The sequence below is a fragment of the Streptomyces mexicanus genome, from assembly GCF_902506575.1.
GTDB classification, from domain to species: domain Bacteria; phylum Actinomycetota; class Actinomycetes; order Streptomycetales; family Streptomycetaceae; genus Streptomyces; species Streptomyces mexicanus.
Genome location: NZ_LR732544.1, coordinates 4,475,023 through 4,492,247 on the forward strand (window position 1 = coordinate 4,475,023; position 17,225 = coordinate 4,492,247).

The following is a 17,225-nucleotide window of genomic DNA, read 5'->3' on the forward strand; positions in this document are numbered from 1 at the left end:
GGTGCTGGGGCGGGGGAGTTGCCGGGGATCAGGCCCCTGCTTCACCCGTTCGGGCAGCTCCGAATGGTGGCCGGCCCACCGCGCGCACACGGTGGAGCCACCCCCTCCAGAGAGGACGACGCCATGACGCAGCAGTCGACGCCACCGGGAGGCCACCCCCACGACCGTGCCGCTGCCGCCGCCACCCCGGACAGGGCCGGGTTCTGGGCGGCCGGAGGCACGGTGTTCGCCGGAGTGGTGCTGCTGGTCGACGGCCTGCTGGACATCCTCAAGGGCATCTCGGCCGTCTCCTCGGACCACATCTACGCGCGGGTGGACAACTACCTCTACCGCTTCGACCTCGCCGGCTGGGGCTGGGTCCTGGTGGCCTTGGGCGCGATCGCCGTCCTCACCGGCCTCGGCCTCCTCATGGACGTCCTGTGGGCCCGTGTACTGGGCGTCTTCATGGCCTCGCTCAGCCTGGTCGCCAACTTCCTCTGGCTGCCCCACCTGCCCCTGTGGGCCCTGATCTCCATCGGCCTGGACGCATGGGTGATCTGGGCCCTGACAGCCCACCGCCCGCAACGCCCGGTGGCCCTCTGACGGTTCCGCCCGGCTGCTCGTAACCGCCGTACCGCGCCCCGTACTCACCACTCCCCGTACTCACCGCCCGCCGTACTCATCGGCCGCCGTAGGATCCGCCTGACGTGACCACAGGACGGGGAGGGCGGCCGAAGGTGGGTCCGAGCGAGGAGCGGCACAGAACCGGCCGGACACCCCGAACACCCCGAACATCCCGAACACCCGAAATACCCATAAGACCCCGCACACGCTGGGCGGCGGTGCTCGTAACCTCGGCCGCTCTGCTGGCCGGTTGTGGCGACGACCGGGGCGCCCCACCCGCGCGCCCGACCGCCGGCCCGGCGGTCAGAAGCTGCGTGACACCGTCCGCGGGCCTGGTGGCGGACCTGAACGGCGACGGCACGCCCGACCGCGTCTCAGCCCCGTCCGCCACCGGCGCCGACCTGACCCTCACCTTCGGGGCGAAGGACACGGCCGGGACGACGGTGGGCCCCCGCGACCTGGTCGGCGACCGCGGCAGGGACGCGAAGGACGTGCTGGCCGTCGTCGCCGACTTCGACCAGGACGGCTGGATGGACCTCTTCATCACCGCGACCGACGCCTTCAGCGGCGACGACCCGCTGACCCCGGCCGTCTCCGAACTGCGCCTCGGCCCCTTCTCCTCGCGCGGACGCGGCCGGAGCGAGCACTCCGTCGCCCTGACCGAACCCCGCGCACTCACCGTGGCCGACTACAACCACGACCGCTACCCGGACCTCGCGTCCTACGGCCACGAGGGCGACGGCGTCTACGCGACGACGGCCCGCCTGGGCAACGCACACGGCCTCGACCAGGGCCCCGACAACCGCAACAGGCGCTACACACAGGAAGCCACCCGCACCGACCGCCCGACCCCCACCACCATGCCGCAGGCAGATCTGACGAACTTTCTGCCCCGGTGCACTACTTGACGCTCCTGTTGCGGAAGCGTTGCACTAGGGCCGTCGCGGCGGTCTCGGGGCTGATGGTCGCGGGCACCGGGCCGGCGACCGCGAGCGCCCCTCCGAAAGCCGCCGACGTGTACGACTGCCCGGTGGTGCAAGGCGAAGAAGAGCGTCGCGGATCGACCCTGCACCACCCGCTTCAGGAATTCGATCCGAGCCCGCTCGGGCTGCGGCCGTCGGTTGATGCGAGGGCCGGGCAAGGGTGCTGGTGTACGCCCCCATCCGGCGTCGTTGATGTCAGAGGTCTTCCGCGGCTACAGGCTTGCGTCCCTGCACGTAAGCTGCGACGCGAGGGGGCACCGGTGAAGCGTGGCGTAGTGATGCGGGGCCTGCGGTTCGGCCTGGTCGTCGGAGGGGGCTGCGCGCTGGGTTGGGGCGCCGTGTGGACGGCCAGCGTGACGGTCGCGGCGGTGTTGGGGCAGTGGCACGGCGTGCCTTTGGCTCTCGTCTCCGAGGTGATTCTCGTGGGCGGCAGTCTGTTCGAGGGTGTGGTGCTGGGTCTGTTGCTCGGAGCGACGCTGGCGGTCGCACCCGACTGGCTGACGTCCCGTGGGCTGCTTCGCCGGCTTCTGGCGGGACTTGTTGCCGGAACACTTTTCCTCGGCGAGGTCCTGGTGAGTATGGAGGGCGGCATTCTGCCGGTGCTGTCGATGATCTTGTGCATCCCGGTGGTTGGCGCGGTAGCGGCTGCGTGCAGTGGTGACATCGCGGGAAGAAGCCGTCGACATGCCTGGTTGTGGCCGGGCGCGCTTCTGCGGGCTGAGGTTCGAGCACTCACCTGGCGCGGCAAGGTCCGTGCCGTGGTCGAGCTGCTGTGGAACTGACACCTACCTTGTCAAAGGCCCCGGACCGAGATCGGTCCGGGGCCTCTTGGCGGGTGCCCCGGCAGGACTCGAACCTGCGACACCCGCTTTAGGAGTTCGGTCTGACCGCCTGTCCACCCGTGCTGCGCGGGGCGGCCGTGGCCGTGTCAGACCGCCCGACGCCACCGCTGTCCGCTGTCGTTGATGTCAGCCATGGATGTCACCCCACACTGGCTGGGGTCACTTGCGTCGCTTGCGTGCCTTCGCCTTGCGTTCGGCTTCCTTGCGCTTCTCTATGGTGTACGACGACCACTCGCCACGGTGCAGGTTGCATCGCGACGCACCGACCATCGCCAGCCGCCGGCACCGAGTGCCCTTCTCTATCAGCGCTCCACACCTGGACTGCGTACGAGCCACGTCTCCCACCCCCGGTCTCGACCCGTCGTGCGGATCAGTGCAGGATTGCCGGGCACATGTCCTCTGTGGAAGGCGCACTGCTCCGCGCAGCGGTGCACGGCGGCTCAAGGAGGTTGCTCGGGGGCGCACGCTTTCCAACTGTGGTGGTGGGGTGACGGGATGGGTGCGTGGGGCATTCACCTGGGTTCATGGGCGGCCCGCTCGTGGATTGCAGCCGACTCGTGGTTTCGTCTGAACGGCCGTGAACGGGGCTGAACGAGACGGAAACTGAGACGGGCGGCCATCATGCGTTACCTGGTCACAGACCTGTGAGTGGCTTCACTCTCATCTCCCGCGGGCCTCGGAGTGTCTGAGCTTCAGCCGACAGCAGTCAGCCAGGCTGACGAGTCAGCCGACCGTGCAGGCGAGCACGTGTCTCGCTGCACCCCGTCGGCTGAGCCACGCGGGCTGGCAGTCAACCAGAACACGTCTCGAGGTTCGACCTTGATGGGTTTTCCATCGATCCCTCCGTGTCAGTGCAGTCTGCGATGCTACTGATCCCCTGGCAGGAGGTGCTGCGCAGTCATGATGTCAGCGAACAGGCGTGCGGAAATCGAGCGGCTGATCGATGAAACTTACGAGATCGAGTTGATGCTCTCCGAGTGGCAAACCCGAGGAATCGTAACGCGAGAAGAGCTGAGAGCGGGACAGGAGAAGTATCAGTCTTGGTATGCGCGGGCTACCCCTCTCATCTCAGAAGCTTCACGCGAGCAATTCAAAGACATGTACGAAGGGGGTATGGTCATTAAACGAATCAAGTCCTTCCTGGCAAAGCCTCTGGAGGTTAATCAATTTCACGACCCCACGTCGACGGATTCTCCGTTCCCAAAATGGTCCCACCCCTATTCGTCGACCTTTCTTGAGTCCTTCCATACTCAGCGCGCCCTACTTCAGGCAGAAATTTACGCAGTCGCCGAAGTTTTCCCTCTTCTGGCCGAAATCGCTGAAGTGTTTACCAGATTCCCGAGCTTTTTGCAGACTCTGCAGAACTCTACAAAGCCGAACGTCCCAGCGCCGAAGGTCGAAAAGGAGGAGGATCTGCAGGTCTTGGTGGGTGCTTGTCTTCGTTTGATGTACGACGACGTTCGCCCTGAGGACTACGTACCACAGCATGCAGGCGGGCGGTCTCGTGTTGACTTTCTTCTGCCCACAGTGGGCATCGTTGTTGAGACCAAGATGACGCGTGAGTCCCTAACAGACAAGAAGGTGGGCGAGGAACTCACCATTGACTGGAGCAGATACGCCAAGCATCCGGACTGTCGGGGAATCCTTGCTCTGGTTTACGACCCCGGTAGGTACCTGATTAACCCTGCCGGACTCGAATCTGACTTGACCCAAGATCAAGGTAACCCAGCGACTAGAGTTCTAGTGATTCGCTGAGTACGGCTCGCTCTCCGTTGGCTCCAGGCGGTCGCCTGATCACCTCAGTCCACCACTCGGCCCCAGCTCCTATCCCGTCCGCCGTCGACCCACACACCGTAGTGCGGGCGTTATTCGTGGCGTCCAGGTGGAGTGCGCCACTGTACGAACGACATGGACGCCATAGGCCGGGGATCTGGCACGGTTGTGGTACGAACCTCAGCCGACGACAGTCAGCCACGACGTTGGGCGCGCCGACCGACCACGCACACGTGTGCCTCGCTGCACCCTCCCCGGCCGCAGCCACGCTGCCATGCCGTCGTCGAGAGTAAGCCGCGCCGGCGAGACCTTAGGTGGTGACCTCTTCGTCCCGAAGCAACTTGGGCAAGGGCTCTACCTTGGGGCGTTGCTCCTCTCACCTGCTGCGATGGTCCGCAGACGTGCGTGCCTGTCCGCCCCTGTTCGTCGGCGTTGTCACGCAGTTAGACACTCATCCACAGTTGGTAGGCCCACCGCTAAGCCCCGCAGACTCGGTCTCAAGTGGATCGCTCCTGACCGGATACGAGAGCACGGTGAGCTGCCCACCCCGCCTCGGTTAGCGCCCAGGGATCACCATGCCTCTCGTACGGCTTGAGCAGCCCTGCCTTGACCATTCGGTTCCGCTGCCAGGCTGTTCGGTTCTCCCACTTGACCTCCCCGTTCGAGGGCTGGGGCAGGTGGTCGGTTTCCGTGAGCTGTGAACCATACCGCTCGTGGATCCTCCGGAGCACGGCCTGCTTGGAACCCGCGCCGCCCATCTCGCCAAGCGTTATGAGAAGCCAACGGCCGAGTACCTCATGGGGTGTCAGCTGCATGCCGGCGATCGTAGGTCTCTACTTGCGCCTGTTGCTACGTCCTTACGGATAAGCTCGCTTGTTTTACGATCAATTGGCGTCTGAGTGATGGAAAGAGACACCCCATCTTGCCGCACCGCCGCCCCTGGGCGGAAACCCGTGGGGTCAGGGGGCGCTGACCTGGGGTTTCGCTGGTGGCGGCGGTGGCGCGTCTGTCACTGTCGGTCGTCGTTGGTCGGCCTCGGGGGCGCCGGACGGCCCACAGACGGCCCAGGAGTCAGACGCGACTTGGCAGGCAGCAGCGGCGCTGCCCGTCACTCAAGCAGCACGGGAGCGACCAGGAGCTGTTCCCTGTAGGGCCACGTGAAGGTGCGGTCCGGTTCAAGGTGGGCCTCTCCCCAATAAATGACATGGACACCGTTCTCCACGTCGGCTGTGAAGAACACGCAGACAAGCTTCGTGGAGGCCCCCAGCTCCTCGAACGCTTCATGCAGGCCCAGGTACTCCTCCGTTGTCAGGCCGTCATCGAGGTCGAACAGCCCCTCCACAGGCTGCGGCCCGTGCGCTCTGAACAGTCGACGGCGGGTGGGCGAAGTTTTGGAGGGCAACCGGGCGCGATCAACGGACCTCGGCCTGTCTGCATACCTGAAGGGGAAGAGCGCATGATCGTTGATCACCGCGTACTCGTATCCGCGTACGTCCCGCACGGACTCCCCCAGCTCTCGCGCTGTGTCCGCCAGGTGCTCACGCACGGCCTCCGCGAGGGTGGAACCGTAGGGGCTTCGCTTCTTCAGGCCAGCTGCGCAGTGCGTGGCGTGAGCCTTCGCGTGTGCCTTGGCCAGTTGCACCGGAACCGCCGCTGTGAGTCTGCCGGCCTGCTGGCCGAACCGTTCAACTGCCCAAGTCGAAGGCCGAACCCAGTCCTCACCTGACGTAACCATGCAAGCCCCTCCCCCGATCGTCTGCCTATCAACTGTGTGACAGGTGCATCAAACACTCACAAGGGAGCAAACCGGCCACACGAACGGGCCGAGGTCCACCGCCACATGCCTGCCCCGCGACAGGCAGAAACCAGAATCGAACTCCGGAGCATCAGCTTCTACATCCGGGACCTGTCGAGACACTGGGCCCGCTAGCATGTCTGAACGACGATCAGAGAGTTGAGGTTGTTACATGTCGCTGGACGCACAGATCGCTTCAAAGGCGAAAGAGATCCACACCGATGGATATCCGATGTCCATCGGCGAGGTACTCTCTCTCTACAGGGATGGAGATATTGACGTCCACCCTGAATTCCAGCGAATCTTCAGGTGGAACGATGACCAGAAGTCGCGACTTGTTGAATCTATTCTCCTTGGCATTCCGATCCCGCCCATCTTCGTCTCTCAGCGACCGGACGGAATCTGGGACATCATCGATGGTGTTCAGCGCCTATCCACCATTTTCCAGTTCGTAGGCGTTTACCGTGATCACGAAGGCCGCCTGGCGCAGCCGCTCATTCTCCAGCCTACGGAATACCTCCCAGCCCTTGAAGGCTACACATGGGAAGTCGCAACCGGCAGCGGAAAAGTCTTCACCGACGCCATGCGAAGGGACTTCAAGCGCGCAAAGCTTGAGTTCCGCATCATCAGGAAAGAATCGGATGACAATGCAAAGTATGACCTATTTCAGCGACTCAACTCAGGAGCGCAACTCTCTCCCCAGGAAGCGCGGAACTGTCTTCTCGTAATGCTGAATTCCGACATGTTTAGTCGGATTTCTGAACTCTCTGAGAACATCGACTTCAGAGAGTGCATCCCACTGTCGGACCAGAAGGAGAGTCAGGCCTACCGGCAAGAATTGGTCTTGCGGTTCTTTTGTCAGGCCGACTTCGCCGGATCGCGTACGGAACTTCCGATGGAGTACGGCGAGTACCTAACTCGCTGGATGCGCAACGCTGCTCCGCTATACGACACGGACGAGTCACCAATTGACGTGGATCTGTTCCAGCGCACGTTCAAGCTCCTGAATGAGGAGCTAGGCGAAGATGCATTCCGTCGATTCAACGGCGTGAAAAGCCTAGGCCCGTTCTCTATCTCCTCGTACGAATTCGTCACCTCAGGTGTGTCGGCGAACATTGACTTCTGGGAAGAGAACGCTGATCAACTGGCACAGAGGGTCCACTCTGTATGGGGGGCATCGGAATTCCGAGAGAACTCGGGAACTGGCGTTAGCCCGCGCCGTCGAGTTCCTAGGCTGATCCTCAATTCCCGTCGATTTTTCTCCTCTGTGGACTGACCATGGCCGTCAGAACTATTGGGGAGCTAGAGGACAGACTGGATAACGCACTAGCCTGGCGTCGTATTGAATTGCAGACGCTGAAATCGCAGATCCGAGCAGCCTACAAGAAGTCAGCGCACTCTCCCTTGACACGAGCCTTAGCGCGTAGCGGCATCGCTCTCTTGTACGCCCACTGGGAGGGCTACGTCAAGGAGTCCTGTCAAGCTTATGTGGACTATGTAGCTAAGCGGCGTTTGAGGGTAGGAGAGCTGAATGACGGTCTCCTCAAGGTTGTTCTTGATCAACTAAATCGTCGTTCCGTCTCTGGTGATGAGTCAGCAATGCTGGCACTAATGGAGGCTGTACGGACGCCCGATAACGCCCGCGCACGCATACCTCGCGACACCATCGTCGACACCAAATCAAACCTCCGATCGACCGTCCTGTCAGATATATTGCAATGCATCGGGTTTGATGCTGACACATTCCTTACAAAGAACAATCTGATCGACAAGACCCTCTGTGACGGCCGAAACGCCATTGCTCACGGACGGGACTATTACCCAAATCCCGATGAGTTCGATTCCCTGCACGATGAAATTATGTCGATGCTAGCTGATATTCGGTCTACGATCATGCTTCACGCACAAGAGCAGAGGTATCGGAGAATCTGAGTTGTACTGCGATGTAAGGTCGGCGGAGCGGCTTTGGGCTGGAGCGGATTTGGCGCGAGTGATCATGGCCCATTACGCTGGCCCGCGGATCGGGCAGGTTTGTGAGCCTGCCCGTTAGTGCCCGATTTTGGGCCATGATCTTCGAGGCTCGCGCCAAATTGGCTGCCTAAAGCCGTGGAGCCGACCGGCCTCAGCCACAGAGGGTTTTCTCTGCTCTGCCCGCTGCACGCAGCGCGCCGCCGGGCGCGGCCAGCCGGGACGAAGGCAGGAGGCAGGCCGCGCCGCAGAGGCGGCGCGCGCCCGCGCCGTGCGCGGGCCTTGATGATGTAGAGAAAGTTTGTCCGCAACGCTGGGCATGAGGTGCAGCGGACGTTCAGGACCACAGCGCCTTGGGCCCTGCTCGTGGGTGCGGCCGGTGAAGCAGTGGGCTTGGGTCGCGTGCCTCAGGGGGGTGCAGCCCCGACCCTTCCCCGTGACGGGGTCCCCTCCGCACTTCCTCGGTACGCTGCCCGCATGATTCGCGCTGTGATCTTCGATGTCGGCGAGTGCCTCGTGGACGAGACCACCGAGTACGGGGCTTGGGCCGATTGGCTCGGTGTGCCGCGGCATACCTTCCACGCCATGTTCGGTGCCGTCATCGCCCAAGGTCGCGACTATCGCGAGACGTTCCAGGAGTTCCGGCCAGGCTTCGACCTGTATGCCGAGCGCGAGAAGAGAACCGAGGCAGGGCAACCCGAGACATTCGGTGAGGAGGATCTGTATCCGGACGTCCGGGACGCACTCACCGCATTGCGTGCCGACGGGCTGTGGCTCGGCATCGCCGGGAACCAGACCGTGCGCGCGGGGAAGATCCTCCGCAAGCTGTTCAGCAACGACGTCGATCTGATCGGAACCTCGGACGACTGGGGCGCGAGCAAGCCGGACCGTGCCTTCTTCGATCGCGTTGCCGAGGTCGTTCCCGCTGAGCGTCACGAAATGCTGTATGTCGGTGACCGCGTCGACAACGACGTCCGCCCGGCACGCGGGGCCGGTATGCATACGGCGCTCGTGCACCGTGGTCCCTGGGCGACGATTCAGTGGAACAGTGAGAACGCCCGGAAGCTCCCGACCTTCAGGATCGAGAGCCTCCTCGAGCTGTCCGGTCTGATCCGGTCCTTCAACGAGCGAGAGCGCTGACCGTCGTCGACCAGCCGTACAGCCGGTCGTCCAGCTCTTGCACGCACCGTTCGTGCTGGTGGGGCGTCAGAGCGCGTCGCACCTCGCGTACGCGGTCCATGCCCATCGCGTACCAACTCCGCTCCAGCTGGTCGAGCGCGCTGAGCGCATACCCGCACGCCTTTTCGGTGTTGCCGGCCGCGGCTTCGACGGCGGCCAGGTCACCGAGTACGACCGTGCGCTGCTTTTCCTCGGCCGGGCCCAGCGCGTCGAGGACGCCGAGGAGGGTGGTGCGGGCCTGCGGCAGGTGCCCGGCCCGCAGTTGCGTGTTGCCCTTGAACGCAGCGAGCCGCACGGCCGAGAACCAGTCGAGCCACTCGAGCGAGAGGTGCTCATTGTCCGTGTCGAGAACGTCCTCCGCGTGGCCGATCAGGTGGAGCGCGGTGCGGATGTTTCCGCAGCGGGTCTCGCACTCGGCCTCCACCGCGTCCAGCCACGCCAGCAGCTCGGCCGATGCGGGGCCGCGGCGCGCGTAGGTCCGCGCTGCCACCATGCGCTCCACCGCCGCGTCACGGTCGCCTGCCCAGGCCGGGATGAACGCGGTGTGCGCGAGGATCGCCGAGCCGAGGAGAGCATCGTCGGCCTCGCCCGCGGCTTGGAGCGCCCGGAGCAAGGTTTCCTGCGCGCGGTCGGCGTCGCGCAGGTCGAAGAACTCGATCCGTCCTGCGAGCAGCCATGTCTCCGCCAGTGCTGCCGCAGTGCGTTGCCGTGTCTGCCCGGCAGTCTGGGGGAGCAGGGCACACCCGAGGGTGGCGTGGGCGATCGCAGCCGGGTGCAGGGTTGCCGGGGCGACGGACCAGTAAAGCCGTCGGTGTGAGCGGGTCACTGCTTCGTAGTCGTCGGCTGCGGTCGCCGGCTGCATGGCAACGGCTTGGGTGGGAACCGCGGCAAGGCCTACGGCGGCGGCCGTGGCGGCGAGCACGGTGCGCCGGCTCCGCTCGGTCGTGCCACCGGGAGGGGTGAATCCGAGAGCTTCCAAGTCCTGTCCGAGCAGTCGCGTGAGGGCTCGTCCTGCCTCTGGCTGCGGCCAGGGCGGAGTGTCGGACTCCCAACGACGGACCTGTCGGACACCCACTTGGAGAGCGTCGGCGAGTGCCTGCTGTGAGTGGTAACCCGCCGCCAACCGCGAGGCTTTGAGTCGGGTGTTACCTGCGGGGCGTGCCACTGCTGCACCTCCATCGTCGTGCGCTGCGGCAAGTGTCCTGGGAAGTCCGCATGTTGGCCAGTCCTCACCCACTCGGCTGAATGAAAGTCCCATTCTGGGTGATGAGAAGACCTGTTGAAGTCCTCGGCATGACACTTCAAGAGGGCCACTCTTGTACCTGTTCGAACGCGTCTCTTGCCGAGGAGGCCATCATGCGTGGCACGCCCACACCGTCAGCACCGCCCGGCGCCGGGATCCGGTCTCGGCGGTACACCGTCCGGGGCCCGCTGTCGCGCTGGCGGACGTGCCGGGGCGAGGACGGCCGGAGTACCGGCCCGGGCGCGCTGTGCGCGGCTCGCACGAGCACCCTCGCACCTACAGGCGCTGCGGCATGAACAGCGCGCTCCAGGTGGTCCCCTCCGCTGTGCTGGAGCTTCTCGCTCTCCCTGAGTTCGACGGCCTGGACGGGGACCAGATCCGAGGCAGAGCGTGCGTGTGGTGCGGCTGCGGGCCCCTGACCGTCACGGCAGTGGACTTCGGCGTGCGGATGGGCTCGCAGTGCCGACGCTGGTATCCGCGATCATGCGGGCCCTGCGCAGGCGAGCACGCCCACCGCGGTCTGTTCCAGCACGCCCCGATGTGCGAGCAGTGTGTGGACGAGGCCGGTCAGTGCACGGTTGGGCGGATCTTGTACCGACTGATTCGGGAGGGACGACGGTGACGGGCCTGGCCGACCGGCTGATGTTGTTCGAGGTGCCTACCGCCCGCATGCTCGGCGTCGAGCAGCTCGCCGGCGCCGTATGCGTCTGGTGCCGGTCCCCGCTCACCGGCGGCGCGATGGATCTCGGCGGACTGACCGGTTTCCGGCCGCGCGCTTGCCCGCCCTGCTTCCAGACGCGCGTGGCCGTCCTCGGCGCCTACGACGAGTGGTACGGGCACACCATGTCCTGCGCCGTCTGCCCGGGCGGCGGACCCTGCCCCTCGGGCGGGGCCCTGCGACTGCACTACGCGCAAGTGCACCAGGCCGCCGACAAGGAGCCGATGCGCTGTATCTACTGCCCTCAGCAGATCACATCGGCCGAGGACTGCTTGCCGGTCGTCTGGGACGGAGTCTCGGTGCCCCGGCGGGGGTGGGTTCACACAGCATGCCTGGACCCGGGGAAGCAGAGCTGACGCAGGGCTCGCAGGAGGCCGACCGTACGGCCGGTGCTGGTGGGCGGCGCTGGCTGGTCCCGCCCGGCGGACATCGTTCGACGTGCGATCCGTTCGCCGCAGTGCACTCCGCCACTGATGTCCGGCATTGATGTCGAAGGGCAGCTACTGAATGCAGTAGCTGCCCTTTGTACTGGTGCCCCCGGCAGGATTCGAACCTGCGACACCCGCTTTAGGAGAGCGGTGCTCTATCCCCTGAGCTACGAAGGCGGATCGTGGTCGTGTGGGCCACAGGCGTCAGCGTACCGGATCGGGGTGAGGACGTGGGGTCAGGTCAGGGGGACGTGGGTGAAGCGGGAGGCCACGTGGAGGTCGGCTTCGATCAGGGCCGCGGTGCGGCGCAGGGCCGGGAGGAGGTGTTCGACGCAGGACTCGCGGGTGTGGCGGGCGGCGTGCATGGCCAGGTCGGCCGCGGCCACCGTGCGGCCGGTGCGGTCGCGGACGGGGACCGCGAGGGCTCGTAGGCCCTCTTCGAGTTCCTCGTCGGTCAGGGCGTAGCCCGCCTGGGCGGTCGGGGAGGAGGGGTCGGCCAACAGGACGCGGCCCAGGGCGGTGATCGGGGCCGGCAGGCGGGTGCCGACCGTGATGTCGACGCTCATGATGTTGTGGGTGACGGCGCGGGCCGTGTACTGGATCTCCTCGGCCGACGGCGTCAGGATCGCCAGCGACGCCGACTCGTGGACCTGGGCCGCCAGGTCCTCCAGGTGGAGGGAAGGTCCAGAGGCGGGAGGGAAGGCGCGGTCCCGGGGGGAAGGCCCCGGACGCGGGAGGAAGGCCCCGGACGCGGGAGGGAAGGCGCGGGTCCGGGAGGGAAGGCCCCGGACGCGGGACGGAAGGCGCGGGCCCGGGAGGAAGGTCCGGACGCGGGACGGAAGGCGCGGAGCCGGATGGGAAGGAATGGGAAGGAAAGGACCCCGGAGGGAAGGTGCGGACCCGGGCGGTGGGCACCCGGTCGGCGAATGTGACTCAGGTCACGGAACATCTCTCCGCCGGAGGGAAATAACCGGGGACCTCTTCCCCGTTTAGCTCAGTGTTCGCGTGAAACGGGGAGAGCTTCCCCGGATCGCTCGGCTCATGACCCTGACGAGTCATGACCCTGACGAGCACACCACCGAGTCATCGACCCGAGGAGTACACCGTGCACGCCCCGACGACCGCGCAGCCCGTGCAGCGCAAGGCGACCCGGCCTCGCGCCGATGCCCTGCGCAACCGGGAGCGGATCGTCACCGCCGCCCGGGAGATGTTCGTGGAGGACGGCCCCGAGGCGCCGCTCGACGAGATCGCCCGCCGGGCCGGCGTCGGCAACGCCACGCTGTACCGCAACTTCCCGGACCGCGACGCCCTCGTCCGCGAGGTCGTCTGCTCCGTCATGGACCGTACGGCGCAGGCCGCCGAGGAGGCGCTCGCGGTGACCGGCGATGCGTTCGAGGCGCTCTCGCGCTTCGCGCACGCCGCCGCCGACGAGCGGATCAGCGCGCTGTGTCCGATGGTGTCCAGCACGTTCGACCAGCACCATCCCGACCTGGTGGCCGCCCGCGAACGGGTGGAGCGCCTCATCGGGGAAGTCATGGACCGCGCCAAGGCGGCCGGGCAACTGCGAGCGGACGTGGGCGTCGGTGACCTGATGGTCGCCGTGTCCCAGCTCAGCCGCCCCCCGGCCGGAACCGGCTGCTTCGTCAACGACCGTTTCGTCCACCGCCATCTGCAGCTGCTCCTGGACGGACTGCGGGCCCCGGCCCGCTCCGTCCTGCCGGGAACGGCCACGACCATGGAGGATCTCCGCCAAGCCTGACCGGCCGCCGGACCTCGACGATCACCAGTCAATGATCAGCGATCACCCATCGGCGATCGACGATCACCAATCAACGATCACCAGTTGCCGATCAGTGATCACCGATCCGTTGATCGGCGGCCGATGAGTACAGAGCCGTACTCCGGTCTTTTCACCAACAGCCGTGACTCTTACGGCCGTCCCTGACTCCTCGGGGCGGGCCGTCGTTCGCCGACGCGCCCGGTCCGTCCCCCTTGTCCTGTCGTCCTGCGCACAACACCAGCTTCCCGTCGCACTTTCCGTCACCGAAGTCCCGAAGTGGGTACACCCATGTCCGAAACAGCCGCAAAGGCTCCCGGCGTCCTGGAGAAGTCCGCGGACGCCGGCCGCTGGAAGGCGCTCGTCTTCATAGCGCTCGCCCAGCTGATGGTCGTCCTCGACGCCACCATCGTGAACATCGCCCTTCCTTCCGCCCAGCGTGACCTGGGCATCTCCGACGGCAACCGGCAGTGGGTCGTCACCGCCTACGCCCTCGCCTTCGGCGGACTGCTGCTCTTCGGCGGCCGTATCGCCGACAAGTGGGGCCGCAAGCGCGCCTTCGTGATCGGCCTGGCCGGCTTCGCCGCGGCCTCCGCGCTCGGCGGCGCGGCCACGAGCGGCCCGATGATGTTCGGGGCCCGTGCACTGCAGGGCCTCTTCGGTGCGGTCCTGGCACCCGCCGCGCTGTCCCTGCTGGCGGTGACGTTCACCGACGCCAAGGAGCGCGCGAAGGCGTTCGGCATCTACGGTGCGATCGCCGGTGGCGGCGGCGCCGTCGGACTGATCCTCGGCGGGTTCCTCACCGAGTACCTGGACTGGCGCTGGACGTTCTTCGTGAACATCCCGTTCGCCGTCGTGGCCGCCGCGGGCGCCTACTTCGTCATCCGTGAGCCGGAGGGCGGCCGCAACCGCTCGCCGCTCGACATCCCGGGCGTGGTCCTGTCCACCCTCGGCCTGGTCGCGCTGGTCTACGGCTTCACCCGCGCCGAGTCCGACGGCTGGGGCGACACCGTGACCGTGGCGATGTTCGTCGCGTCCGTCGTCCTGCTGGCCGCCTTCGCGGTGGTGGAGTCGAAGGTGAAGGCCCCGCTGCTGCCGCTGCGCGTGGTGACCGACCGCAACCGCGGCGGCATCTACCTCTCGCTCGGCCTGGCGATCATCGGCATGTTCGGCCTGTTCCTCTTCCTGACCTACTACCTGCAGGTCGTGCAGGGCTACTCCCCGGTCAAGACCGGGTTCGCGTTCCTGCCGATGGTGGCCGGCATGATCACCGGGTCCACCCAGATCGGCACGCGCCTGATGACCCGGGTCGCGCCGCGGCTGCTGATGGGCCCGGGCTTCCTGGTCGCCGCCGTCGGCATGCTGCTGCTGACCCGGCTGGAGATCGGCTCCTCCTACCCGGCGCTGCTGCTGCCCGCGATGGTGCTGCTCGGCCTCGGCATGGGTACGGCGTTCATGCCGGCGATGTCCATGGCCACCCAGGGCGTGCAGCCGCGTGACGCGGGTGTGGCCTCCGCGATGGTCAACACCTCGCAGCAGGTGGGCGGCGCCATCGGTACGGCCCTGCTGAACACCATCGCCTCCTCCGCGACCGCCTCCTACATCAAGGACCACATCGCGGCCGCCGGCACCTCCCAGCCGGGCCGGCAGCTGGTCCAGCTGCAGGGCCTGGTGCACGGCTACACCAACGCCATCTGGTTCGCCGTCGCCATCCTGGCCGTGGCCGGCGTGATCGCGCTGACCTTCGTCACCGCGGGCCGGCCGGGCACCACCCGGGTCACCGGTTCGGACGGAGCTCAGGGCGCGGACGCGGACGACGAGGTGGCGGTGCCGGTCATCGCGCACTGACACCGGTGGGCACCCCCGGTCACCAGCCGTAGCCGCCGGCCGGCTCCGGCCGTCGACGGTCACCGGAGGTTGCCGGAGCCGGGCTCAGCAGAAGGCCCAGGGCAGCCGGGCTCAGCAGAGCGGCCCAGGGGAGCCGGGCTCGGTCGTGCGGCTGGAGCCGCGCTCAGCGGAGCCAGGGCAGGTCCGCGCCCGCCTCGTTCGGCTGAAGTCCCTCGGCGACGATCTCCATGATCTCGCCGAGGGACTTCTGCTGTTCGGGGGTGAGCCGGTCGAACAGTGCCTGGCGTACGGCGGCGACGTGGCCCGGCGCGGTGCGCCGCAGCACCTTCAGGCCCTCGTCGGTCAGCACCGCGAACTGGCCCCGCTTGTCGGAGGGGCAGTTCTCGCGGCTCACCCAGCCGTGCTTCTCCAGGCGGGCGATGGCGTGGGAGAGGCGGGAGCGCGTGATCTTGGCGTTCATGGCCAGTTCCGTCATCCGCAGGCGGCGGCGCGGTGCCTCGACGAGCTGGACGAGGAGGCCGTAGTAGATGTGCGGCATGCCCGCATCGCGCTGCAGCTGACGGTCGAGGTGGTCCTCGAGGAGGGTCGTGGCGTGCAGGTAGGAGCGCCAGACGCGCTGCTCCTCGGCGGTGAGCCAGCGGGGGGTCTCGGCGGGCCGCAGCTCGCGCTCCGGCGCGGGATCCAGGGCGTGCTCCGGCTCGCGCTCCGGCTCGGACGCGGATGCGGGTGGCGTGTTCATGCGTCCACTCTACGAGGGCGCTCTTTGAAGATTAAACAAAGTCGGCGCGGTGGCGTAGGCTGACCCGTTAGAGCTTTAAAGTTCAAGCGAATGGGTCGAACGACCGCAGGGAGCCGCCGTCATGTCCGCCGCCACCCCGGAAAGCACGCCGGAAAGCACGCCGAAGAGCGCGTCGGAAAGCACGCCGAGGAGCACGTCGGCAAGCATGCCCGAGCGCATCGCTCACCAGGCCCCGGAGGCCGCCTCCGAGCATGCCCGCCGAGCTCCGGAGCGCATGCCCGCCCTCTATCTCAGCCACGGCGCCCCGCCGCTCGCCGACGACCCCGTCTGGCCCGGCCAGCTCGCCGCCTGGGCCGCCGCCCTGCCCCGCCCGAAGGCGGTCCTCGTCGTCTCCGCCCACTGGGAGGAGGCCCCGCTCGCCCTAGGCGCCACCCGGACCGTGCCCCTGGTCTACGACTTCTGGGGCTTCCCCGAGCACTACTACCGGGTGACGTACGCCGCTCCCGGCGCCCCGGAGCTGGCCGAGAGCGTGCGCAAGCTGCTGCGCGCCCCCGGCACGCCGGTGCAGGACGTACCCGACCGCGGCCTGGACCACGGCGCCTACGTCCCCCTCGTCGAGATGTTCCCCGCCGCCGACATCCCGGTCCTGCAGGTCTCCATGCCCACCCTCGACCCCGTCCGGCTCATGGACATCGGCCGCAGGCTGGCGCCGCTGCGCGACGAGGGCGTGCTCATCGTCGGCTCGGGCTTCTTCACCCACAACCTGGCCGCCCTGCGGCACGCCGGGAACGGCGTGCCCAGCTGGTCGTCCGAGTTCGACGACTGGGGGCGGCGCGCCCTGGAGGCCCGCGACTGGGACGCCCTGCTGAACTTCCTCGACAAGGCGCCCGCCGGCCGGTACGCCCACCCCCGCACCGAGCACTTCGCCCCGCTGTTCGTGACCATGGGCGCGGCGGAGGCCGGAGGGGAACTGGACGATCAGAAGTCGGTGATCGACGGGTTCTGGATGGGAATGGCCAAGCGGTCGGTGCAGTTCGGCTGAAAGGCGTGGGGCGGAGCGGCCCGGGGCGCTGAGGTCTGCCGCGCAGGGGTGGGGGGCGGAGAGTCGCGGTGGAGAGTCTGGGAATTTCCTGAGAGTCCGGGTTTGCGGCAACCTTCCTGTGGCACGGGCCGTCCATGAAGGTGAGGGCGGGAGAGCGGTCGACGGTGACGCTCCCCGCCGGGGGCCGCGGCGGCCGGGTGACCGTGGTGTCCCTCCGACTCGGGTGTCCGTCCGACCGGCTCGGGCGTCCGTCCATCTGGCTCGGGTGTCCGTCCGACCGGCTCGGG

16 protein-coding genes, 1 tRNA gene and 1 pseudogene are annotated in these 17,225 nt (G+C 66.8%); 11 read left to right on the forward strand and 7 right to left on the reverse strand.

Features of this window, described 5'->3' with window-relative positions:
• Positions 1–123: 123 nt before the first annotated feature.
• The 4 genes from GV126_RS20115 to GV126_RS20130 all read left to right on the forward strand — a co-directional run bounded on the left by GV126_RS20115 (position 124) and on the right by GV126_RS20130 (position 4,183).
• A complete protein-coding gene (locus GV126_RS20115) occupies positions 124–582 on the forward strand; it encodes a DUF7144 family membrane protein (protein WP_159668717.1) in 459 nt (152 codons plus the stop codon).
• 335 nt (positions 583–917) lie between these two features.
• Complete coding sequence (locus GV126_RS20120) at positions 918–1,511, forward strand: FG-GAP repeat domain-containing protein (protein ID WP_159668720.1); 594 nt, start codon at positions 918–920, stop codon at positions 1,509–1,511.
• Positions 1,512–1,846: 335 nt separating this feature from the next.
• Complete coding sequence (locus tag GV126_RS20125) at positions 1,847–2,368, forward strand: hypothetical protein (protein WP_159668723.1); 522 nt, start codon at positions 1,847–1,849, stop codon at positions 2,366–2,368.
• Positions 2,369–3,328: 960 nt separating this feature from the next.
• A complete protein-coding gene (locus tag GV126_RS20130) occupies positions 3,329–4,183 on the forward strand; it encodes a PD-(D/E)XK nuclease domain-containing protein (RefSeq protein WP_159668725.1) in 855 nt (284 codons plus the stop codon).
• Between the two features lie 515 nt (positions 4,184–4,698).
• Here GV126_RS20130 and GV126_RS37485 read toward each other — a convergent pair.
• Positions 4,699–5,016 (reverse strand): winged helix-turn-helix domain-containing protein, encoded by a 318-nt coding sequence (locus GV126_RS37485; protein ID WP_159668728.1) that lies wholly within the window; start codon positions 5,014–5,016, stop codon positions 4,699–4,701.
• A gap of 293 nt (positions 5,017–5,309) precedes the next feature.
• Positions 5,310–5,936 carry a hypothetical protein gene (locus GV126_RS20140; RefSeq protein WP_159668731.1) on the reverse strand — a complete coding sequence of 209 codons (627 nt, stop codon included), beginning with the start codon at positions 5,934–5,936 and terminating at the stop codon, positions 5,310–5,312.
• 232 nt (positions 5,937–6,168) lie between these two features.
• On the opposite strand from GV126_RS20140, the gene GV126_RS20145 reads away from it, so the two are divergent.
• The 3 genes from GV126_RS20145 (at position 6,169) to GV126_RS20155 (ending at position 9,104) form a co-directional block, all read left to right on the forward strand.
• Positions 6,169–7,272: a DUF262 domain-containing protein gene (locus tag GV126_RS20145; protein WP_159668734.1), complete on the forward strand. Its 1,104-nt coding sequence runs from the start codon at positions 6,169–6,171 to the stop codon at positions 7,270–7,272.
• 2 nt (positions 7,273–7,274) lie between these two features.
• A complete protein-coding gene (locus GV126_RS20150; protein ID WP_159668737.1) occupies positions 7,275–7,928 on the forward strand; it encodes an MAE_28990/MAE_18760 family HEPN-like nuclease in 654 nt (217 codons plus the stop codon).
• 513 nt (positions 7,929–8,441) lie between these two features.
• The gene (locus GV126_RS20155; protein WP_185948351.1) at positions 8,442–9,104 is read left to right on the forward strand and encodes an HAD family hydrolase; all 663 of its coding nucleotides are present in this window, start codon (positions 8,442–8,444) and stop codon (positions 9,102–9,104) included.
• Here GV126_RS20155 and GV126_RS20160 read toward each other — a convergent pair.
• The gene (locus GV126_RS20160) at positions 9,085–10,308 is read right to left on the reverse strand and encodes an NsdA family TPR-like regulatory protein (protein ID WP_159668740.1); all 1,224 of its coding nucleotides are present in this window, start codon (positions 10,306–10,308) and stop codon (positions 9,085–9,087) included. The genes GV126_RS20155 and GV126_RS20160 overlap by 20 nt on opposite strands.
• Before the next feature lie 696 nt (positions 10,309–11,004).
• Between GV126_RS20160 and GV126_RS20165 the strand changes: the two genes are divergently transcribed.
• Entirely contained in the window at positions 11,005–11,460 is a 456-nt protein-coding gene (locus tag GV126_RS20165; RefSeq protein WP_159668743.1) for a hypothetical protein, read from the forward strand.
• A 173-nt stretch (positions 11,461–11,633) separates the two neighbouring features.
• Here the strand turns inward: GV126_RS20165 and GV126_RS20170 are convergent.
• Both GV126_RS20170 and GV126_RS20175 read right to left on the reverse strand, forming a co-directional pair.
• Positions 11,634–11,709 (reverse strand) — tRNA-Arg (locus GV126_RS20170).
• Positions 11,710–11,768: 59 nt separating this feature from the next.
• Positions 11,769–12,233 (reverse strand): annotated as a pseudogene (locus tag GV126_RS20175) (IclR family transcriptional regulator domain-containing protein); the annotation flags it as partial.
• Between the two features lie 356 nt (positions 12,234–12,589).
• On the opposite strand from GV126_RS20175, the gene GV126_RS20180 reads away from it, so the two are divergent.
• Positions 12,590–13,291 (forward strand): TetR/AcrR family transcriptional regulator, encoded by a 702-nt coding sequence (locus tag GV126_RS20180; RefSeq protein ID WP_159668746.1) that lies wholly within the window; start codon positions 12,590–12,592, stop codon positions 13,289–13,291.
• 309 nt (positions 13,292–13,600) lie between these two features.
• Positions 13,601–15,157 carry an MFS transporter gene (locus tag GV126_RS20185; protein WP_159668749.1) on the forward strand — a complete coding sequence of 519 codons (1,557 nt, stop codon included), beginning with the start codon at positions 13,601–13,603 and terminating at the stop codon, positions 15,155–15,157.
• Between the two features lie 163 nt (positions 15,158–15,320).
• On the opposite strand, the gene GV126_RS20190 is transcribed toward GV126_RS20185, so the two are convergent.
• Both GV126_RS20190 and GV126_RS37195 read right to left on the reverse strand, forming a co-directional pair.
• Positions 15,321–15,896 carry a MarR family winged helix-turn-helix transcriptional regulator gene (locus GV126_RS20190; RefSeq protein WP_236570053.1) on the reverse strand — a complete coding sequence of 192 codons (576 nt, stop codon included), beginning with the start codon at positions 15,894–15,896 and terminating at the stop codon, positions 15,321–15,323.
• A gap of 75 nt (positions 15,897–15,971) precedes the next feature.
• The gene (locus GV126_RS37195) at positions 15,972–16,103 is read right to left on the reverse strand and encodes a hypothetical protein (protein WP_268977406.1); all 132 of its coding nucleotides are present in this window, start codon (positions 16,101–16,103) and stop codon (positions 15,972–15,974) included.
• 67 nt (positions 16,104–16,170) lie between these two features.
• Between GV126_RS37195 and GV126_RS20195 the strand changes: the two genes are divergently transcribed.
• Positions 16,171–16,938: a dioxygenase family protein gene (locus GV126_RS20195; protein ID WP_159673909.1), complete on the forward strand. Its 768-nt coding sequence runs from the start codon at positions 16,171–16,173 to the stop codon at positions 16,936–16,938.
• Positions 16,939–17,225: the final 287 nt, after the last annotated feature.

Excerpts from the sequence above, each read along its gene's own strand:
- GV126_RS20115 (WP_159668717.1), top strand. The coding sequence starts at position 124 with ATGACGCAGCAGTCGACGCCACCGGGAGGCCACCCCCACGACCGTGCC.
- GV126_RS20130 (WP_159668725.1), top strand. The coding sequence starts at position 3,329 with ATGATGTCAGCGAACAGGCGTGCGGAAATCGAGCGGCTGATCGATGAA.
- GV126_RS37485 (WP_159668728.1), bottom strand. The coding sequence starts at position 5,016 with ATGCAGCTGACACCCCATGAGGTACTCGGCCGTTGGCTTCTCATAACG.
- GV126_RS20140 (WP_159668731.1), bottom strand. The coding sequence starts at position 5,936 with ATGGTTACGTCAGGTGAGGACTGGGTTCGGCCTTCGACTTGGGCAGTT.
- GV126_RS20145 (WP_159668734.1), top strand. The coding sequence starts at position 6,169 with ATGTCGCTGGACGCACAGATCGCTTCAAAGGCGAAAGAGATCCACACC.
- GV126_RS20150 (WP_159668737.1), top strand. The coding sequence starts at position 7,275 with ATGGCCGTCAGAACTATTGGGGAGCTAGAGGACAGACTGGATAACGCA.
- GV126_RS20155 (WP_185948351.1), top strand. The coding sequence starts at position 8,442 with ATGATTCGCGCTGTGATCTTCGATGTCGGCGAGTGCCTCGTGGACGAG.
- GV126_RS20180 (WP_159668746.1), top strand. The coding sequence starts at position 12,590 with ATGACCCTGACGAGCACACCACCGAGTCATCGACCCGAGGAGTACACC.
- GV126_RS20185 (WP_159668749.1), top strand. The coding sequence starts at position 13,601 with ATGTCCGAAACAGCCGCAAAGGCTCCCGGCGTCCTGGAGAAGTCCGCG.
- GV126_RS20190 (WP_236570053.1), bottom strand. The coding sequence starts at position 15,896 with ATGAACACGCCACCCGCATCCGCGTCCGAGCCGGAGCGCGAGCCGGAG.
- GV126_RS37195 (WP_268977406.1), bottom strand. The coding sequence starts at position 16,103 with ATGCTTGCCGACGTGCTCCTCGGCGTGCTTTCCGACGCGCTCTTCGGC.
- GV126_RS20195 (WP_159673909.1), top strand. The coding sequence starts at position 16,171 with ATGCCCGCCCTCTATCTCAGCCACGGCGCCCCGCCGCTCGCCGACGAC.